This window comes from Rathayibacter sp. PhB127 (genome assembly GCF_003751665.1).
In the GTDB taxonomy this organism is placed as follows: Bacteria; Actinomycetota; Actinomycetes; order Actinomycetales; family Microbacteriaceae; genus Rathayibacter; species Rathayibacter festucae.
In genome coordinates this window covers 688,940-706,400 of sequence record NZ_RKHW01000002.1, presented here as the reverse complement: position 1 = coordinate 706,400, position 17,461 = coordinate 688,940, and the positions used below count along the sequence as shown (strand labels likewise).

The following is a 17,461-nucleotide window of genomic DNA, read 5'->3' as shown; positions in this document are numbered from 1 at the left end:
TGGAACACGAGAAGACCGGAGGGCGCGGAGCGGCGCAGGAGCGGAGCCGCAGAGGAGCCGGCCCGCGACCTAGGTCAGGTACTCGACGTCGTCGTACTGCACCGCGTCGTCCGGCTCGAACTCGTCGACCGGCACGTCCTCGTGCTCGAGGATGACGGCGACACCGGGGGAGACGAGCACGCAGACCTCGCGGTCGCCGGCGACGGTGAAGCTCACCATGCCGCCGCGCTCGCGGACCGCCTCGACGAGCTTCTTCTCCAGCTCCTCCGTGTCGAAGGAGAGGGCGAGCAGGAAGCGGCGGCCGTCGATGCTGAGGCTGGTGCGGCGCGTTGTGGCGGCCGGCGTCGGCATCCCGCGCCGCTCGGAGCCGGGGGTGACGGCGCGCACGCGCATCGGGGAGGCGTGCATCCGGATCACGGAGTTCATTCGGGATCCGGCCGGGACTCGTGGTGGCGGAGACCGTGCGAGCGACGGTCCTCCTTCATCTCGGACTCGAAGAGGTGCCGGCGACCGGCGGCGAGCTCGTCGCGCGCGGCGCGCTCCTGCTCGCGGAAGGCGGCGTAGTAGCCGTCGTCGTAGTCCTCGACGATCTGGAACGTCCAGCGGCCCTCGATGACGTTGCGGCCGACCAGCTCCTTCTCCAGGGTGTCGGCCAGCGCGTCGCGCCCCGCCTCGCGGAAGGCGTCGACCGCCTCGCCGAGTGCCAGATCGGCGGCGCCGGTCAGCCGGTGGAAGCCGTAGAGGAGCCCGCGCGCGTGCTCGACGGTCTCGAGCGCCTCGGAGAGCTTGCCCAGCGCAGCGACGGTGGCGTCGTCGAGACCGTCCGGACGCAGGTGCGCGGAATCGGGGTGGTCGTGTGAGCTGGTCATCTCCGAGAGCTTAGGCCGACCGTATTCCGCTGTGACCCCCTTGCGCCGCTGGCCGGAACCGGTCGTCCCGCGGCTGAGCGGTCTCGAAGGCGGACGTTCAGGCGCGGCGGATCGGCGCGAAGCCGTCGGTCCTGCCGGGGTCGTGGAAGTCGCGGACCAGCCGGGCGACGAGGTCCGGCTTCTCCACGATCACGCCGTGGCTGGCGCGCGGGACGACGGCCAGCTCGGCGTCCGGGATCGCGTCGTACATCGCCAGGACGTGCTCGAAGCGGATCTCGTCGTCGTCGCCGAAGAGGAGGAGCGTCGGCACCGCGAGGCCGCGCAGGTCCGCGGTGGTGAGCTCCGGCTCGGCGGCGTGCAGCGCGTCGAGCTTCGCGACGACGACGTCCCAGTGCGCGGCGCCGTCGGGCGACACCTCGGCGTAGCTCTCCCTCAGGAACTCGGGGGCCTCGCCGTCGAGCACGCCGGGCAGCCAGCCGTCGCGGTGGAAGACGCCGGAGGAGAAGACCAGGCTCGCCACGAGGTCGGGGCGACGGAGGGCGACGTGCAGGGCGACGATCGCGCCGTCGCTGTGACCGAGGAGGTGCACGGGGGCGCCGGGCAGCGACTCGATCAGCGCGATCGTGTCGCGCGCCATCGCGGCGAAGCTCAGGGGAGCGTCGGTGTCAGCCGTGCGGCCGTGCCCGCGCTGGTCGGGCAGGTGCAGCGTGTAGTCGCCCTGCAGCTCCGCCACCAGCGGCTCGAGCGAGCGCGAATCGGCGCCGCCCGGGTGCAGCAGGACGAGGGCGGGGCCGTCGCCGATCCGGCGGCTGACGAGCGGAACGGCGTCCTCGATCATGCGGCGAGCGTAGCCCCGCGCTCGCGCGGCGGGAAGGATCGCTCGCGCGGCGGGACGGCTCGCCGTCAGCGGGCGGGGACGCGGACCGGGAGCGCGACGAGGCGCACCTCGCGCAGCTCGCCGTCCTCGGCGATCGCGGTGAGGTAGGTGCAGGCCGGCTGGCGGCGGCGGTCGGTCGGCGAGCCGGGGTTGAGCAGTCGCATCCCGGACGCGGTCCGCGAGTCCCAGGGGATGTGGCTGTGGCCGAAGACGAGCAGGTCGGCACCGGCGTGGGCGGCGTCGGCGCGCGCCTCCCGCCCCGCGGCGGGGCCGGTCTCGTGCACGACGCGGACGTCGAGCCCGGCGATCTCCGCGCGGGCGACCTCGGGGAGGCGCGCCCTAAGCCCAGCGGGGTCGTTGTTGCCCCAGACGGCGAGCAGGCGCGCGGCCCGCGACTCGAGGGCGTCGAGCGTCGCCTCGTCGACCCAGTCACCGGCGTGCACGACCAGATCGGCCTCGTCGACCGCCCGCCAGACCTCGTCGGGCAGCGCCTTCGCGCGCTTGGGGAGGTGCGTGTCGGCGAGCAGCAGCAGCCGCACCGGGCCGTCGAGCCGCAGCATCGGCGCGGTGGGTCGCCCGTCCGGCATCAGAGCGCGGGGCCGGGGGTCGGCTCCACCCCGCCGTCGGCGCCGGGCTCCTCGGCCGTCGCGGAGTCGCGGAGGCGGGCGTCGAGGGCGTCGAGCGCGGGGACGAACCAGAGGTGGTCGCCGCGGTTCGACTCGACGACGAAGTCGTGCAGGGTGCTCGAGGCCGAGACCTGCTCGGTGATGTCGCCGACGACCACGAGTCGCTTGCCGTACATCACGAAGCGCTGCACGAACTCGCCGGCGATGCCGGAGCGGAGCCGGAAGAACTCCGGATCGAGGCGGCCGACCGGGACGACGATCGTCTCGGCGTCGCTGCCGTAGATCTCGCCGATGACCGCGAGCGCGTCCTCCGAGGTGGAGAGGGCGGGCCCGTCGTCGTCGACGAGGAGGAGGGGGACGCCCTGGCGGGTCTCGGTGCGCATGGACCCAGCCAACCACGTCGCCCCGCGCACGTCACTCTGCGCGGAACGAGCGCAGCCGCAGGCTGTTCAGCACCACGAAGACGCTCGAGAACGCCATCGCCGCTCCCGCGACCAGCGGACCGAGGAGGCCCGCCATCGCAAGCGGGATCGCCGCCACGTTGTAGGCGAAGGCCCAGAACAGGTTGCCCCGGATGACGCCCAGGGTCCGCCGGCCGAGCCGGAGCGCGTCGGGCACCCGGGCGAGGTCGTCGCCGACCAGCGTGACGTCGCTCGCCTCGATCGCCGCGTCGGAGCCGGCGCCCATCGCGATGCCGAGGTCCGCGGCGGCGAGGGCTGCCGCGTCGTTCACGCCGTCGCCGACGAAGGCGACCGTGCGGCCCTCGGAGCGCAGCCGCTCGATCACCGCGAGCTTCTCCTCCGGCAGCACCTCGGCGATCACCTCGTCGAGGCCGACCGCGGCGGCGACGGCCGACGCCGCGCGCGGATTGTCGCCGGTCAGCATCAGCACGCGGAGCCCCCGGGAGCGGAGCGACGCGACGGTGCGCGCCGCCTCGGGTCGCGGCTCGTCGCGGAGGACGGCGAAGCCGCGCAGCTCGCCCTCCCAGCCGATCCCGACGACGGTCCCGCCGTCGGCTGCGGCCTGCTCGGCGCGGGCGGCGAGGTCGCCGGGTGCGTAGCCCCACTGCTCGTCGAGCCAGCGCAGGCGCCCGGCGACGACGAGGCGGCCGTCGACCCTCGCGCGGACTCCGAAGCCGGCGCTCGCGCGGAACCCGGTCGCCTCGGGGACGGTCAGCCCGCGCTCCTCCGCGCCGCGCACGATCGCGGCGGCGAGGGGGTGCTCGGAGCCGCGCTCGACGGCCGCGAGCAGGCGGAGGGACTCGTCGTCGCTCGCCGCCGCGACGGTGAAGGCGCCGGTGGTCAGCGTGCCGGTCTTGTCGAGGACGACAGTGTCGACGCGGCGGCTCGTCTCGAGCACCTCGGGTCCGCGGATCAGGATGCCGAGCTGCGAGCCGCGGCCCGTGCCGACGAGGACGGCGGTGGGCGTGGCGAGCCCGAGCGCGCAGGGGCAGGCGACGATCAGCACGGCGACGGCGGGGGAGACGGCGGCGGCGAGGTCCGCTCCGGTGAGCAGCCAGCCGACGAGGGTCGCCAGCGCGAGCACGACGACGACCGGCACGAAGACGGCGGAGACGCGGTCGGCGAGCCGCTGCACCCGCGCTTTGCCGGCCTGCGCCTGCGAGACGAGGCGGCCCATCCGGGCCAGGGTCGTGTCGGAGCCGACGCGGTCGACTCGGACGGTGAGCACGCCGTGCGCATTGAGGACGCCGCCGGTGACGACGGAGCCGGGCCCGACCTCGACCGGCACACTCTCGCCGGTCAGCAGGCTCGCGTCGACGGCGCTGGAGCCGTCGAGGACGGTGCCGTCGGCGGCGACGACCTCACCGGGCCGCACGCGCAAGCGGTCGCCGACCGCGAGGGCCGCGGCGGGGACGCGCTCCTCGGAGCCGTCGGCGGCGACGCGGGTCGCCTCCTTCGCGCCGAGCCGCAGCAGCGCGCGCAGGGCCGCGCCGGCGTCGCGCTTGGAGCGGGCCTCGAGCCAGCGGCCGGCCAGCACCAGCACGGGAACGGCGGCGGCGACCTCGAGGTAGATCTCGTCGTGGCCGGAGCGGGTGCCGAGCAGCTCGAACGGCATGCTCATCCCGGGGCGGCCGGCGTCGCCGAGGAAGAGGGCGTACAGCGACCAGGCGAAGGCCGCGGTGGTGCCGAGGCTGATCAGGGTGTCCATCGTGGTCGTCCCGTGCCGCAGTGCCCGCCAGGCGGTGCGGTGGAACGGCCAGGCGCCCCAGACCGCCACGGGCGCGGCGAGGGTGAGGCAGAGCCACTGCCAGTTCGCGAACTGCAGCGCGGGGATCATCGACAGCAGCACGACCGGCGCGGCCAGCAGGGCCGAGACCGTGAGGCGGGTGCGCAGGACGCGGCGCTCGGCCTCGGCGGCCTCCTCCTCGCGGGAGGGGGCGCCGTCGTCCGTGCCGTCGTCCGCGACGGGCGTCGCTCCGGAGACCGTGGCCGTGTAGCCGGCGGCCTCGACCGCGGCGATCGCGTCGGCGGCCGTGGTGCCCTCGGGCAGCGCGACGGTGGCGCGCTCGAGGGCGAGGTTGACGCTCGCGCGGACGCCGGGGAGCGCGTCCAGGCGGCGCTCGACCTTGGCGACGCAGGACGCGCAGGTCATGCCGCCGATCGCGAGCTCGAGCTCGGCGGGTGTCTCCGTGCGGCCGGTCGGGGCGGCGTCGGCCATCTCTGCGTCGGCCGTCTCAGGCCAGGGGCGCGAGGCGGTACCCGGCGTCGGCGACGGCGGCCGCGATCTCCTCGCGGCCGAGCGGGCGGGAGGAGCCGACGGTGACGGTGGAGACGCCGTCGGGGAGGAGCGAGATGTCGACGCTGTCGACCTCGGGGTAGGCGGCGAGCTCCTCGGTGACGCTGCGGACGCAGTGCTCGCAGGTCATCCCGGCGACGCCGAAGCTCTGCACCGAGGCGCCGCCCGCGGCGGAGCCCTGCCCTGACGCGTGCGCGGAGTCGTGGCCGCCGCAGGCGCAGGCGCCGCCCGACCCGCAGCCGCCCCCGGACCCGCCGACGGCTCCCTTGGCGGTGAGTCCGAGATCGAGGTGCGCGGTCATGCTGTTCTCCTTGCGTGGGGCGGGGGACCCGGCGGAGGGATACCCCCCGGGGGTACTCCCATCGTAAGCCCGTCCGCGCTCGCGGGCAAGGCGGAGGCGGAAGGCGGGAGAATCGACGGAGGAGCGCCGCGGTCCCGAGTGCTCCGGGGGAGGGGACATGGCCGCCGCACCGACGCCCGACTGGGGCGCGCCGCCGCCGCACGCCTCCGCACGTCCGCTGCCCTCCGACCCACTGCCCCCGCGCCGGCGCTTCGAGCCGACCGCGCTAATCACCTCGCCGGCCGAGGCCCGCCGGGCGCGGGGCGCGCTCGCCGCGCAGCTGCGCCAGACGTCCCCGGCGAACCGGCGGCGGCTGGCCGAGTTCGCGGCGGTCGCCGACGGGGTCGCGCTGCTGCGCGGCCGCGAGTTCGACCGGGCGCTGCGGCGGATCGCGGCCCCGGCCGCCGCCGTCGCTCCGGACGCCACGGGCGTCGTCACCCTCGGCGCGGACGGACCGGCGCTCGCCGGGGAGCGCGCGGACGCCCTGGCCATCGCCTCATGGAGCGACGTGCTCTCGGTCGAGGTCGGCACGGTCGCGCACGGCGCCTTCCGCGTCCGGGCCGTCGTGCTCGCCGTTCTGGCGGCCCGGCCGGAGCGGGGGGCCGCCGCGGGACAGGGCTTCCGTGGCCTGGTGTCCGACGCGGCCCGCGCCTCCGCGGCCGCCCTCGCCGCGCGGGCGCGCCGCCGAGTCCTGGTGCCGCTCGTGGTCGCGTCCCCGGGGCCGCTCGGCTGGACCGTCGCCGACGACCGCACCTTCCTCCTCGCCCTCGACCGGGTGCGCCGCGCGCACGGCGCCCGATGAGGGCGCGGCTGCCGTTCGCGCTCGCCGCGATCGCCGCGCTCGCGCTCGGGCTCGCCCTGCGCTTCCTCCTGGTCGGCCCGCTCGCCGACCTCGCCGGCAGCGTCCTCTACGTCGTGCTCGTCGCCCTGCTGGTCTGCGTGCTGCTGCCGCGGATCCCGGCGGTGACCGCCGCGGGGATCGCGCTGGCCTGGTCGATCGCGATGGAGCAGCTCCAGGCGATCGGTGCCGCCGCCCGACTGGTCGAGCTGTGGCCGCCGCTGCGGCTCGTCGTCGGCAGCACCTTCTCCTGGCTGGACATCGCCGCGTACGTGCTCGGCGCGGTGGTCGCCGCCGCCGTGCTGATCGCGGTGGCGCCGCGGGCGCGGTTCGAGCGCGAGGAGCCGGGGCGGGACGAGCCGGGCCGCGGGGAGCCGGGGGAGCTCCGCCCGTAGGGTGGGCCCATGCACGAGGCGACACCGGCACTGCCCCCCGCGAACGACCGGGCGCACGCGGACGACCGGGCGCACGACACCCGCCGCGACCGCCGCACGCCGGAGCCCGTCGACCGCTTCGCCACCGGCGAGGAGTTCCCGGAGTACCGGGTCGATCTGGAGCGCATCCGCTTCTCGCCCTACTTCGCCCGGCTCTCCGCGGTGACGCAGGTGATCTCGCCCTCCGGCGTCGGCCAGGTCGTGCACAACCGGCTGACCCACTCCATCAAGGTCACCGCCGTCGCCCGCGCCATCGCGATGCAGCTGACCACCACCGACACCGCTCAGCGCGAGCTGGTCGAGCGCCTCGGCGGCTGCGACCCGGTCGTCGTGCAGGCCGCGGCCAGCGCGCACGACCTCGGCCACCCGCCGTTCGGGCACCTCGGCGAGCAGGCGCTCGACCGCCTGGCCCGCGAGAAGCTCGGCCTCGAGGAGGGCTTCGAGGGCAACGCGCAGTCGTTCCGGATCCTCTCCGAGCTCGACGTCTGCGAGACGGTCGAGGCGGGGCTGAACCTCACCGCCGCCTCGCGCGCCGCGGTCCTCAAGTACCCGTGGGGTCGGACGGTCTGCCGGCCGGACCTCGAGACCGCCGACCCGACCGAGCTGCCGCGCGGCTCGACCGCCAGCCGCTGGGAGACCGCGCCGCCCAAGTTCTCGGCCTACACCCTCGACCTCGACGACCTGCTCGACTCCCGCACCGGCTTCACCGCGATCGCGCCCTGGCAGCAGACCCTCGAGTGCTCGGTGATGGACGTCGCCGACGACATCGCCTACTCGCTGCACGACCTCGACGACTTCTACCGCGCGGGCGTGCTGCAGCAGGCGGCCGTGGCCGTGGAGTTCCGCGCCTTCCTCCGCGAGCAGAACGCGCTGGCCGCCCTCGACGCCGACGAGCTGTGGGCGCGGGCCCCCGGCCACTCGCTGGAGATGCTGCGGCGCCGGCTGGTGGCCCGCGACCCGTGGATCGCCAGCGACGAGCACTTCCGCTCCTCCGTCGAGCGGGTCTCGGCCGAGCTGGTCGAGGGCCTGCTCGCGGTGCCGTTCGACGGCTCCACCCGCACCGAGCGGGCGATCGAGTCGTTCGTCTCCTCCTGGATCGGCCGGCTGCAGCGCTCGGTGCTCGTGCTCGCCGAGCCGAACGTGCGCTCGGGACACCTGACCCTCCTGCCCGACGCCTGGCACGACGTCGCGGTGCTGAAGTTCGTGCACACCCGCTTCGTCATCGACCGGCCCGACTTCGCGACCTACCAGCGCGGCCAGTCGCAGGTGCTCGGGACGCTGGTCACCCACCTCGACGCCTGGCTCGACGATCCGCGCGACGGCCCGCGCGCCCCGCAGAAGCTGCTCGACCTGATCGAGCTGGCGACCGACGGCTACTTCCGCCTCCGCGCCGACCGACCCGAGTGGCTGCCGGCCGGCGAGCGCGGCCGCCCGCGGGTCGACGCGGAGTCGCTGCAGCGCCTCGGCCGCGCCCGCGGCGTCGTCGACTACGTGGCGACCCTCACCGACGAGCAGGCGATGGCGCTCGCCGCCCGCCTCCGCGGCGACCGCGAGCCCTGGGCGATGGGCACCTGACCCGGCTCGCGCTGCCCGCGGCTGTCGTCCGCACCTCCCTCCCTGCTCGCCTCCGCCCGCACCTCCGTTCGCACCTCCGGCTCGCGAAACCGGCTACGGCTCGCGAGACCGGCGGACTCCGACGAACCGAGGCGGTCTCCGCGAGCCGAACCTCGGCCGCCCGTTCCTCCGCCGACACCTCCGGCTCGCGATTCCGGCCTCGGCTCGCGGGATCCGCCGATTCCGGCGAGCCCAAGCTGTTTCCGCGAGCCGAAGCTCGGCCGCCCGTTCCTCCGCCGACACGTCCGGCTCGCGATTCCGGCCTCGGCTCGTGAGATCCGCCGGTTCCGGCGCGTCGAGGCGGTTTCCGCGAGCCGAGCGTCGACGGCTCGGGCCTCCGGCTCGCACTCTCGGTCACGGCTCGTGGAATCCGGCTGTTCCGGCGAGCCGGAGCTGGTCCCGCGAGCCGAACCTCGGCCGCCCCTTCCTCCGCCGACACCTCCGGCTCGCGATTCCGGCCCCCGCTCGTGGGATCCGCCTGTTCCAGCGAGCCCACGTTGTTTCCGCGAGCCGAATGCCGGTGACCCGGACCTCCGGCTCGCAGTTCCGGTTACGGCTCGTGGAATACGCCTGTTCTGGTGAGCCGGGGCGGTTTCCGCGAGCCGAACGTCGGTGGCCCGGACCTCCGGCTCGCAGTTCCGGTTACGGCTCGTGGAATACGCCTTTTCTGGCGAGCCGGGGCGGTTTCCGCGAGCCGAACGTCCGCGGCCCGGACCTCCGGCTCGCACTTTCGGTCACGGCTCGTGGAATCCGGCTGCTCTGGCGAGCCTGGGCGGTTTCCGCGAGCCGAACGCCGGTGACCCGGACCTCCGGCTCGCGGTTTCGGTCACGGCTCGTGGAATCCAGCCGTTCTGGCGGGCCGGGGCTGTCTCCGCGAGCCGAACCTCGGCCGCCTGCTGCTGCGCCGACACCTCCGGCTCGCGATTCCGGCCTCGGCTCGTGAAATCCGGCTGTTCCAGCGAGCCGAAGTCGGTTCCGCGAGCCGGAGGTGCCCCGAGCGTCGGGTGGTTGACACCGGAGGGTCGGCTGTGGCCGTCGCGGAGAACACCCGCGAGAACGCGCGCGATTCCGCGCCAGAGCGCGCGCGAGACCCCCGGAGTGTGCATGTCGCCGCCGTCCAGCCCGCGTCCAGCAAGCGTCGGGTGAACGACAGCGTAAAATCACGGGGGCACATGCCGAGATCGACAACTCGATAGGGAGTTCCGTTGGACGGAAACGCAACGACCACGCATCGCAACGTCGCATTGCTGTCCGTCGCAACCACGATGGCCCCCCGGGTGACCACGTCGGAAGAGATCGACGCGCGACTGGCGCCGGCGCTGAAGCGGCTGCGACTCCCCACCGGACTCCTCCAGCGCGTCGCCGGCGTGCAGGAGCGGCGCAACTGGGGCCCCGAGCAGGGCTTCGACGGGGCCGCGATCGAGGCGGGCAAGCGCGCGCTGGCCGAGGCCGGCATCCGGCCCGACCAGATCGGGCTGATCATCAACACGTCGGTCACCCGCAAGCACCTCGAGCCCTCGGTCGCCGTGCGCCTGCACCACGGGCTCGGCCTGCCCTCCTCCGCGATCAACTTCGACATCGCGAACGCCTGCCTCGGCTTCGTCAACGGCATGACGCTCGCGGCCCAGCTGATCGACTCCGGCCAGATCAAGTACGCGATGATCATCGACGGCGAGGATGCCGACGAGATCCAGGTCAACACCATCGAGCGCCTCAGCCGCGAGGGCATCAAGCGCAAGGACTTCATGAGCGAGTTCGCGAGCCTGACCCTCGGGTCCGGCGCCGCGGCCGCGATCCTCGGCCCGGCCGACGAGCACCCCAAGGGCCACCGGATCCTCGGCGGCATCACCCGCGCGGCCACCCAGTTCAACGAGCTCTGCGTCGGCAGCGTCGACGGGATGTTCACCGACGCGAAGGCGCTGCTCAAGGGCGGCATGGAGCTCGTCGTCTCCGCCTGGAAGGAGGCGAAGCGCGACTGGAGCTGGGGCGGGATGGACCGCTACATCATGCATCAGGTGTCCGACGTGCACACCAACGCCTTCGTGAAGGCCGTCGGCATCGACCCCGAGCTGGTCCCCACCACCTACCCGACCCTCGGCAACGTCGGCCCCGCGTCGATCCCGATCACCCTCGCGCAGGAGTCGAAGACCCTCGAGCCGGGCCACCGCGTCCTGCTGCTGGGCGTCGGCTCCGGCATCAACACCGCGATGCTCGAGATCGCCTGGTGAGCGCCCCCGCCGGCCGACACCCGGCCGCCAGGATCCGCCGCGCACTCGGCTCGACCTCGGCGGCGGAGCTGCCGCCGGCGGAACTGGACGGCCTCGATCCGTCCTGGTCGCGCCTCGTCGACGCGCCCGATGCGCACGGCGTCCCGCGCCGCTGGCACCTGCTCGACACGCACGAGGCGCTGGGCGGCGTCGAGCCGCTCGGCACGATCCTCTGCGTGCACGGCAACCCGACCTGGTCCTACCTCTGGCGCGCCCTCGCCGCCGCCACCGTCGCGGCCGCCCGCCGCGGCGAGCCGGCCTGGCGCGTCGTCGCCGTCGACCAGCTCGAGATGGGCTTCTCCGAGCGCACCGGCGAGCTGCACGCCCTGGCCGACCGCGTCCGCGAGCTGTCGAACCTCACCGACGTCCTCGGCCTGACCGACGTCGTCACCCTCGGCCACGACTGGGGCGGAGTCGTCTCGCTCGGCTGGGCGGTCGACCATCCGGAGCTCCTGCGCGGCACGATGCTGCTCAACACCGCGATCCACCAGCCGGCCGACGCGCCGATCCCGGCGCCGCTGCGGCTCGCGCTCGCCTCGGGCGTCCTCGGTGCCTCGACCGTCGGCACGCCCGCGTTCCTCGAGACGACGCTCGCCCTCGGCCACCCGGCGATCCCGGCCGCGGTCAAGGACGGCTACCGCGCGCCCTACCGCTCGGCGGAGCGACGGGGCGGGGTCGGCGGGTTCGTCGCCGACATCCCGGTCGGCCCCGCGCACCCGAGCCACGCCGAGCTGGAGCGGATCGCCGCGGGCGTCCGCGCGCTGGAGACCCCGGCGCTGCTGCTCTGGGGCCCGCTGGACCCGATCTTCTCGGACCGCTACCTCGACGACCTCGTCGACCGCCTCCCGCACGCGCAGGTGCACCGCTTCGAGGGCGCCGGCCACCTGCTCGCGGAGGACGTCGACTACTCCGCCGCCGTGCTCACCTGGCTCGGCGACGTCACCGCCGGCGTCCAGGCGCCCGACGTGCAGCGCCCGGCCGTGCCGATCGAGCCGCTCTGGCGGCACCTCGACGAGCGCGTCGAGGACGACTCGCTCGCGCTGGTCGAGATGGCGCCGCCCGGCGGAGGCGGACCGCGCTCCGTGTCCTGGCGGCTGCTCTCGCAGCGCGTCCGCGAGCTGGCCGCGGGGCTCCGCGCCTCGGGTGTCGCCCCGGGCGACCGCGTCTCGCTGCTCGTGCCGCCCGGCGCCGACCTCACCGCCCTGCTCTACGCGTGCCTGCGGATCGGCGCCGTCGTGGTCGTCGCCGACGCGGGCCTGGGCCTCCGCGGCCTGACCCGCGCCGTCCGCGGCGCCTGGCCGGACCTCGTCGTCGGCGCGCTGCCGGGGCTCGCCGTGGCCCGCGCGCTCGGCTGGCCGGGCGGCCGCGTCTCGACGCAGACCCTGCCGCGCGCGTCCGCCCGCGCGCTCGGCGTCGACACCTCGCTCGGGCAGCTGATCGAGCTCGGCCGCGCGGAGCTCGACGCCTCCGCCGATGCGCTCGGCGAGGCGCCCGCGGCGGACGCGACCGCCGCGATCCTGTTCACCTCCGGATCGACCGGCCCCGCGAAGGGCGTCGTCTACACGCACCGCCAGCTCGCCGGCGTCCGCGACGCCCTGGCCCGCCAGTACGGCATCGGACCGGGGACCGGACTCGTCGCCGGCTTCGCGCCGTTCGCCCTCCTCGGCCCGGCGCTCGGCACCCGCTCCGCGACGCCGGACATGGACGTCACCTCGCCGCGGACGCTCACCGCGCGGGCCGTGGCCGCCGCGGCGTCGCGCGTCGACGCCACCGTCCTCTTCCTCTCGCCCGCCGCGCTCGCCAACGTGGTCGCCACCGCGGGCGACCTCGACGCCGACGACCACCGCGCGCTCGCCGGCGTCCGCACCTTCCTCTCGGCCGGCGCCCCCGTCGCCGAGGGGCTGCTGACGCAAGCGCAGGCGCTGATGCCGAACGCCTCGGCCCGCACCCCCTACGGGATGACCGAGGGGCTGCTGCTGACCGACGCGTCGCTCGAGGGCATCCGCGCGGCCGCCGCCGACGACGATCCGCGCGGGGGAGTCTGCGTCGGGGTCCCGGCCGCGGGTGTCCGCCTCCGGATCGCGCCGCTCGACGACGACGGACAGGCGGCCGCCGAGCCGGCCGAGCTCGTCGGTGTCACCGGCGAGATCGTCGTCTCCGCCGGGCACGTCGAGGACCACTACGAGCGGCTCTGGCTGACCGACCGCGCCGCGCGCCGCGGCGCCGTCCCGGGCGAGCGCTGGCACCGCACGGGAGACGTCGGGCGGATCGACGCGGACGGCCGGCTCTGGGTCGAGGGCCGACTGCCGCACGTGATCGTCACCGCCGACGGCGTCGTCACGCCCGTGGGGCCGGAGCAGCGGATCGAGGCCCGCGTGGCCGCCGTCTCCCGCGCCGCGCTCGTCGGCGTCGGGCCCCGCGGAGTCGCGCAGCTGGTCGCCGTCGTCGAGCGGCACGAGGGCGCCCGCCGCACGCAGCTCGCCTCCGAGGAGCTCGCCGCCGCGGTCCGCGCGGCCGTCGGCGCACCGGTCGCGGCCGTGCTCGTGGTGCCGGGGCTGCCCACCGACATCCGGCACAACTCCAAGATCGACCGGGCCGCGCTCGCGCGCTGGGCGGAGTCGATCCTCGCCGGCGGCCGGATGGTCGCGCCGTGAGGGTCCTCGTCACCGGGGCGAGCGGGCTGCTCGGCGGCGCCGTCGCGGCGGGGCTCGTCGCGGCGGGACACGAGGTCCGCACGTTCCAGCGCCGTCCCTCGGGAGTGAGCGGGGTGGAGGACGTCCGCGGCTCGCTGGCCGACGCGCACGCCGTCGAGGCCGCGGTCGAGGGCTGCGAGGGAGTCGTGCACCTCGCGGCGAAGGTCTCGCTCGCGGGCGACCCGGCCGACTTCGTCCGGGTGAACGTCGACGGGACCCGGGATCTGCTGGCGTCCGCCGCTCGCGCAGGTGTCCGGAGCTTCGTCCAGGTGTCGTCGCCGTCCGTCGCGCACGCCGGCGCCTCGATCATCGGCGAGGGCGCCGAGCCCGCCGATCCCGACCGCGCCCGCGGCGATTACGCGCGCACGAAGGCGCGGGCCGAGCTGCTGGCGCTGGCCGCCGACGCGCCGGGCTTCGCCGTGGTCGCGGTGCGTCCGCACCTGGTCTGGGGGCCGGGCGACACCCAGCTCGTGGCGCGCATCGTCGAGCGCGCCCGCACCGGCCGGCTGCCGCTGCTCGGCGACGGCCAGGCGCTCATCGACTCCACCTACATCGACAACGCCGCCTCGGCGATCGTCGCCGCGCTCGGCCGGGCGGAGGCGGTGCACGGCCGCGCGTACGTCGTCACCAACGGCGAGCCTCGGCCGGTCGCCGAGCTGCTCGCCGGGATCTGCCGCGCCGCCGGCGTGCGGCCGCCGAGCTGGTCGGTGCCCGCGGGTGTCGCGCGCGCCGCCGGCTCGCTCGTGGAGCGCGTCTGGGCGGTGCGCCCGGGGGAGGACGAGCCGCCGATGACCCGCTTCCTCGCCGAGCAGCTCTCGACCGCGCACTGGTTCGACCAGCGAGCGACCCACGCCGACCTCCAGTGGACGCCCGCGGTCACCCTCGACGAGGGCCTCGCCCGCCTGGCCGCCTCCTACCGCTGACGCGACGAACGCCCCCCGCGCGAGTGCGCGAGGGGCGTCCGTCGGAATGCGGTGGCCTTCTCCATGCTGATCGAGTAGCCCGCGCAGCGGGCGTATCGAGATCCACCACAGTCGGGACACCGGGTCTGCAGACCCGCCCTGCTGAGCACGCCGGGTCTCGATACGCCCCTGCGGGGCTACTCGACCAGCATGCCGCGGGACGGCTCGGCCAGCATGATGGCCGCCGTCAGATGGTCGTTTCATGCTGATCGAGTAGCTCGCGCAGCGGGCGTATCGAGATCCACCACCGTTCGGAGGTGGGTCTGCAGACCCGCCCTGCTGAGCACGCTGGGTCTCGATACGCCCCTGCGGGGCTGCTCGACCAGCATGAGGCAGGGCCGCTCGACCGGCATCGGGCAGCCGAGCCTCGTCAGTCCGCGAGGATCAGGTACAGCGCGCGGCGGGTCTCGTCGAGCTTCGCAGAGGCGGCGGCGCGCTGCGCCTCCGAGGCCCCGCGGAACTGCTGGACGACGCCCATCAGCTTGCCGATGTTCTCGACGAACTCGCGGTCGGCGTCGCTCGCGCCGGGAGTGGCCTCCCAGGCGGCGGCGAGCTCGTCGGCGTGCTCGCGCACGTAGGTGCCGCCCGCATCGGTGAGCTGGTACTCGGTGCCGCGGCCCTCGCCGACGGCCGTGATCAGGCCCTCGTCGACGAGCTGCTGGAGCGTGGGGTAGACCGAGCCGGGGCTGGGGCGCCACGAGCCGTTGGTCTTCTCGGCGATCGCCTTGATCAGGCCGTAGCCGTTCGAGGACTTCTCGGCGAGGAGGGAGAGCAGGGCGGCGCGGACGTCGCCGCGGCGGGCCCGTCCGCCGCCGCGGCCGAAGCCGGGGCCGCCGAAGCCCGGGCCGAAGCCGAAGCCGGGACCGAAGCCGCGGCCGTGTCCGCCGGGGCCGCGGCGCTCGCGGCGGCCGGGCTGGTCGTGGCCGCCGTGGCCGTGGTCGCCGTGCGAGCGGTCGAAGCGGTCGCTGTGGTCGTGGAAGGAGTTCCTGGTGTTCATGGTGTCTCTTCTCGTGTCAGGGGATTCCTCTCGAAATCCGTCTCGCCCGTCGGAGCGAGTGCTCACGATCTGTCGGCGATGTAGTAACGATATATCGGCGACTGTCACTCGTCAAGCACGAGTTTCGAACTACGCTCGAGGGACCCCCACCGGAAGGCCCCTCCGCATGCCGCTGTCCGCCGCCGCGCTCGCCGCGATCCTCGACGAGTCGCTCCTCACCGGCGCCGTCCTCACCGGCCGCGCGAGCAATCTCGGCAACCTCCGCCGCCTGGCCGCCCGCGAGCCCGCCCACCTCTACGGCGTCGACGTCGCCGAGCACTGGGACGTCGAGAGCCTGCTCGCCCTGATGGGGGAGCGGGTCGGCATCAGCACCGACCCCGCGTTCGAGCACGGCCAGGACCGCATCGACGCCGCCCTCACCGTCGCCGCGCTCGACGCCTACCGCGACCGCTTCGCCCGCGCCGTGCGCGAGGGCGCGCTGATCCTCTTCGCCACCGCGCACCCCGCGACCCTGCTGGACGTCTACCGCCGGCTCGCCGCGGCCGCGACAGCGGCGGGCGCCCGCGTGATCGACGTGAACGCCCTCCCGTTCGCCCGCCCCGACGGCATCCGGGTCAGCTTGGCCGACGAGCACCAGCGGCTCTGGTGCACGGGCGGCGTCACCTGCGCCTACCGCGGCGGCAGCCTCCAGCACACCCACTCGGCCGAGCCGATGAACGCCCTGCTCGACGAGCTCGAGGCGCTCGGCATCCGCCCCGACCTCGTCGTCGCCGACCACGGCTGGGCGGGCGCCTCCGGGCGGCGCGGCCTGGCGACGATCGCGATCGCCGACTGCAACGACCCCGCCGTCTTCGTCGCCGAGGCGCAGGGCTCGATCGAGGTGGTCGTCCCGATCGACGACGGCCTCGCCGTGCACCTCTACGAGCCGGTGATCGCCTACCTTCTGGACGGCCTCGACGCCACCTCCGAGCCCGCTCGGACCTCCGGCTCGTAGAATCGCCTTCGGCTCGTCAGGATCCCGTGATCCGACGAGCCGTCCGCGTTCCCGCGAGCCCGAGGTCAGTCCTCGCCACCACTTCCCAGACGGAGCATCCGTGACCCAGCCCCACGACGGCCTTCTTCCGCGCTTCGCCGTCGGCGTCGACATCGGCGGCACCTCGATCAAGGCCTCCCTCGTCGACGTGACCACCGGCGAGCGCGCCGCCCGCCGCTTCGCCGTCGCGAACCCGGTCGGCAAGGAGCCCGAGGACTTCGCCGCGGCCATCGCCGGCATCGTCCGCGACGTCTCGCCGATCGCCGGCACGCCCGTCGGCGTCGGCTTCCCCGGCATCGTCCGCGGCGGCATCGTGCGGCAGACCACCCACGTCTCGCAGCGGTGGGTCGGGATCGACGCGCAGGCCCTGCTGTCCGAGGCGACCGGCGTCGACGTCGTCGTCGTCAACGATGCCGACGCCGCGGGGGTCGCCGAGCGCGAGTTCGGCGCGATGCGCGACCGCGAGGGCCTCTGCCTGCTCACCACGCTCGGCACCGGGATCGGCACCGCGCTGGTCTACGAGGGCGAGGTCATCCCCAACTCCGAGCTCGGCCACGTGCACATCGACGGTCCCGACTTCGAGCCGCGCGTCGGCTTCTCCGCTGTCCGCCGCGAGGGCATCACCCTCGAGGAGTGGGCGGGCCGCCTCAACGTCTACTACCGGCACCTCGAGATGCTGCTCTCGCCGCAGCTCTTCGTGATCGGCGGAGCGGCGGCGCACGTCTTCGACGAGTTCGCCCGCTTCCTCGACCTCGGCACCGAGATCGTCTCCGCCCGCTTCGGCAACGACGCCGGCTTCACCGGCGCCGCCATGGTCGCCGTCTCGCCCGACCGCCTCGCCCCCTGGTACCGCTCCACCCGCGGCGCCCACTTCGACCCGGGCACCCCGGCCATCGCCGACTGACGCCAGTCGAGCAGCCGCCCTGCATGCTCGTCGCGGCGCGCAACGGCCTCTCGTCCATGCTGGTCGAGTAGCCGCATCGCGGCGTATCGAGACCCGCCCGCCGGTCGACGGTGGATCTCGATACGCCATCTGCGAGGGCTACTCGATCAGCATGCAGTGCGGGCCGCTCCGATTCATGGTGGTCGAGTAGCCGCGCAGCGGCGTATCGAGACCCGCCCTCCGAGCGACGGTGGATCTCGATACGCCCTCT

16 protein-coding genes are annotated in these 17,461 nt (G+C 74.9%); 8 read left to right on the top strand and 8 right to left on the bottom strand.

Annotation, left to right across the window (positions count from 1 at the left end; genetic code table 11):
- Positions 1-69: 69 nt before the first annotated feature.
- The 7 genes from EDF22_RS13610 to EDF22_RS21325 all read right to left on the bottom strand — a co-directional run bounded on the left by EDF22_RS13610 (position 70) and on the right by EDF22_RS21325 (position 5,430).
- Entirely contained in the window at positions 70-426 is a 357-nt protein-coding gene (locus EDF22_RS13610; RefSeq protein ID WP_123705395.1) for a hypothetical protein, read from the bottom strand.
- Positions 423-869 (bottom strand): hypothetical protein, encoded by a 447-nt coding sequence (locus EDF22_RS13605; RefSeq protein WP_123705394.1) that lies wholly within the window; start codon positions 867-869, stop codon positions 423-425. The genes EDF22_RS13610 and EDF22_RS13605 overlap by 4 nt, the downstream gene beginning before the upstream one ends.
- A gap of 97 nt (positions 870-966) precedes the next feature.
- Positions 967-1,707, bottom strand: a complete 741-nt coding sequence (locus EDF22_RS13600) for an alpha/beta fold hydrolase (protein WP_123705393.1) — start codon at positions 1,705-1,707, stop codon at positions 967-969.
- A gap of 65 nt (positions 1,708-1,772) precedes the next feature.
- Positions 1,773-2,306: a metallophosphoesterase gene (locus EDF22_RS13595; RefSeq protein ID WP_221180927.1), complete on the bottom strand. Its 534-nt coding sequence runs from the start codon at positions 2,304-2,306 to the stop codon at positions 1,773-1,775.
- Positions 2,307-2,332: 26 nt separating this feature from the next.
- Positions 2,333-2,755, bottom strand: a complete 423-nt coding sequence (locus tag EDF22_RS13590) for a DUF4180 domain-containing protein (RefSeq protein WP_123446650.1) — start codon at positions 2,753-2,755, stop codon at positions 2,333-2,335.
- A gap of 31 nt (positions 2,756-2,786) precedes the next feature.
- Entirely contained in the window at positions 2,787-5,051 is a 2,265-nt protein-coding gene (locus EDF22_RS13585; protein WP_123705392.1) for a cation-translocating P-type ATPase, read from the bottom strand.
- 16 nt (positions 5,052-5,067) lie between these two features.
- Positions 5,068-5,430, bottom strand: coding sequence for a heavy-metal-associated domain-containing protein (locus tag EDF22_RS21325; protein ID WP_123705391.1), 363 nt, complete (start codon positions 5,428-5,430; stop codon positions 5,068-5,070).
- Positions 5,431-5,587: 157 nt separating this feature from the next.
- On the opposite strand from EDF22_RS21325, the gene EDF22_RS20880 reads away from it, so the two are divergent.
- From EDF22_RS20880 to EDF22_RS13555, 6 genes are all read left to right on the top strand, one after another.
- Positions 5,588-6,271 carry a hypothetical protein gene (locus EDF22_RS20880; protein WP_185038927.1) on the top strand — a complete coding sequence of 228 codons (684 nt, stop codon included), beginning with the start codon at positions 5,588-5,590 and terminating at the stop codon, positions 6,269-6,271.
- Positions 6,268-6,702: a DUF2809 domain-containing protein gene (locus EDF22_RS20875; RefSeq protein ID WP_185038925.1), complete on the top strand. Its 435-nt coding sequence runs from the start codon at positions 6,268-6,270 to the stop codon at positions 6,700-6,702. The genes EDF22_RS20880 and EDF22_RS20875 overlap by 4 nt, the downstream gene beginning before the upstream one ends.
- A gap of 9 nt (positions 6,703-6,711) precedes the next feature.
- Positions 6,712-8,316 (top strand): deoxyguanosinetriphosphate triphosphohydrolase family protein, encoded by a 1,605-nt coding sequence (locus tag EDF22_RS13570; protein ID WP_123446646.1) that lies wholly within the window; start codon positions 6,712-6,714, stop codon positions 8,314-8,316.
- Positions 8,317-9,620: 1,304 nt separating this feature from the next.
- A complete protein-coding gene (locus EDF22_RS13565) occupies positions 9,621-10,583 on the top strand; it encodes a 3-oxoacyl-ACP synthase III (RefSeq protein WP_372487889.1) in 963 nt (320 codons plus the stop codon).
- A gap of 32 nt (positions 10,584-10,615) precedes the next feature.
- Entirely contained in the window at positions 10,616-13,276 is a 2,661-nt protein-coding gene (locus tag EDF22_RS13560; RefSeq protein WP_123705622.1) for an alpha/beta fold hydrolase, read from the top strand.
- Complete coding sequence (locus EDF22_RS13555) at positions 13,273-14,238, top strand: NAD(P)-dependent oxidoreductase (RefSeq protein WP_123705389.1); 966 nt, start codon at positions 13,273-13,275, stop codon at positions 14,236-14,238. Before EDF22_RS13560 ends, EDF22_RS13555 begins: the two co-directional genes overlap by 4 nt.
- A gap of 409 nt (positions 14,239-14,647) precedes the next feature.
- Here EDF22_RS13555 and EDF22_RS13550 read toward each other — a convergent pair whose 3' ends face one another.
- The gene (locus EDF22_RS13550) at positions 14,648-15,274 is read right to left on the bottom strand and encodes a PadR family transcriptional regulator (protein ID WP_123705388.1); all 627 of its coding nucleotides are present in this window, start codon (positions 15,272-15,274) and stop codon (positions 14,648-14,650) included.
- Between the two features lie 166 nt (positions 15,275-15,440).
- Here EDF22_RS13550 and EDF22_RS13545 point away from each other — a divergent pair, with 166 nt between their 5' ends.
- Both EDF22_RS13545 and EDF22_RS13540 read left to right on the top strand, forming a co-directional pair.
- Positions 15,441-16,268 carry a phosphatase gene (locus EDF22_RS13545; protein ID WP_123705387.1) on the top strand — a complete coding sequence of 276 codons (828 nt, stop codon included), beginning with the start codon at positions 15,441-15,443 and terminating at the stop codon, positions 16,266-16,268.
- Positions 16,269-16,368: 100 nt separating this feature from the next.
- A complete protein-coding gene (locus EDF22_RS13540) occupies positions 16,369-17,211 on the top strand; it encodes an ROK family protein (protein WP_260303454.1) in 843 nt (280 codons plus the stop codon).
- Positions 17,212-17,461: the final 250 nt, after the last annotated feature.

Excerpts from the sequence above, each read along its gene's own strand:
- EDF22_RS13595 (WP_221180927.1), bottom strand. The coding sequence starts at position 2,306 with ATGCTGCGGCTCGACGGCCCGGTGCGGCTGCTGCTGCTCGCCGACACG.
- EDF22_RS20880 (WP_185038927.1), top strand. The coding sequence starts at position 5,588 with ATGGCCGCCGCACCGACGCCCGACTGGGGCGCGCCGCCGCCGCACGCC.
- EDF22_RS13600 (WP_123705393.1), bottom strand. The coding sequence starts at position 1,707 with ATGATCGAGGACGCCGTTCCGCTCGTCAGCCGCCGGATCGGCGACGGC.
- EDF22_RS13550 (WP_123705388.1), bottom strand. The coding sequence starts at position 15,274 with ATGAACACCAGGAACTCCTTCCACGACCACAGCGACCGCTTCGACCGC.
- EDF22_RS13545 (WP_123705387.1), top strand. The coding sequence starts at position 15,441 with ATGCCGCTGTCCGCCGCCGCGCTCGCCGCGATCCTCGACGAGTCGCTC.
- EDF22_RS13605 (WP_123705394.1), bottom strand. The coding sequence starts at position 869 with ATGACCAGCTCACACGACCACCCCGATTCCGCGCACCTGCGTCCGGAC.
- EDF22_RS13570 (WP_123446646.1), top strand. The coding sequence starts at position 6,712 with ATGCACGAGGCGACACCGGCACTGCCCCCCGCGAACGACCGGGCGCAC.
- EDF22_RS21325 (WP_123705391.1), bottom strand. The coding sequence starts at position 5,430 with ATGACCGCGCACCTCGATCTCGGACTCACCGCCAAGGGAGCCGTCGGC.
- EDF22_RS13565 (WP_372487889.1), top strand. The coding sequence starts at position 9,621 with ATGGCCCCCCGGGTGACCACGTCGGAAGAGATCGACGCGCGACTGGCG.
- EDF22_RS13610 (WP_123705395.1), bottom strand. The coding sequence starts at position 426 with ATGAACTCCGTGATCCGGATGCACGCCTCCCCGATGCGCGTGCGCGCC.
- EDF22_RS13590 (WP_123446650.1), bottom strand. The coding sequence starts at position 2,755 with ATGCGCACCGAGACCCGCCAGGGCGTCCCCCTCCTCCTCGTCGACGAC.
- EDF22_RS13585 (WP_123705392.1), bottom strand. The coding sequence starts at position 5,051 with ATGGCCGACGCCGCCCCGACCGGCCGCACGGAGACACCCGCCGAGCTC.
- EDF22_RS20875 (WP_185038925.1), top strand. The coding sequence starts at position 6,268 with ATGAGGGCGCGGCTGCCGTTCGCGCTCGCCGCGATCGCCGCGCTCGCG.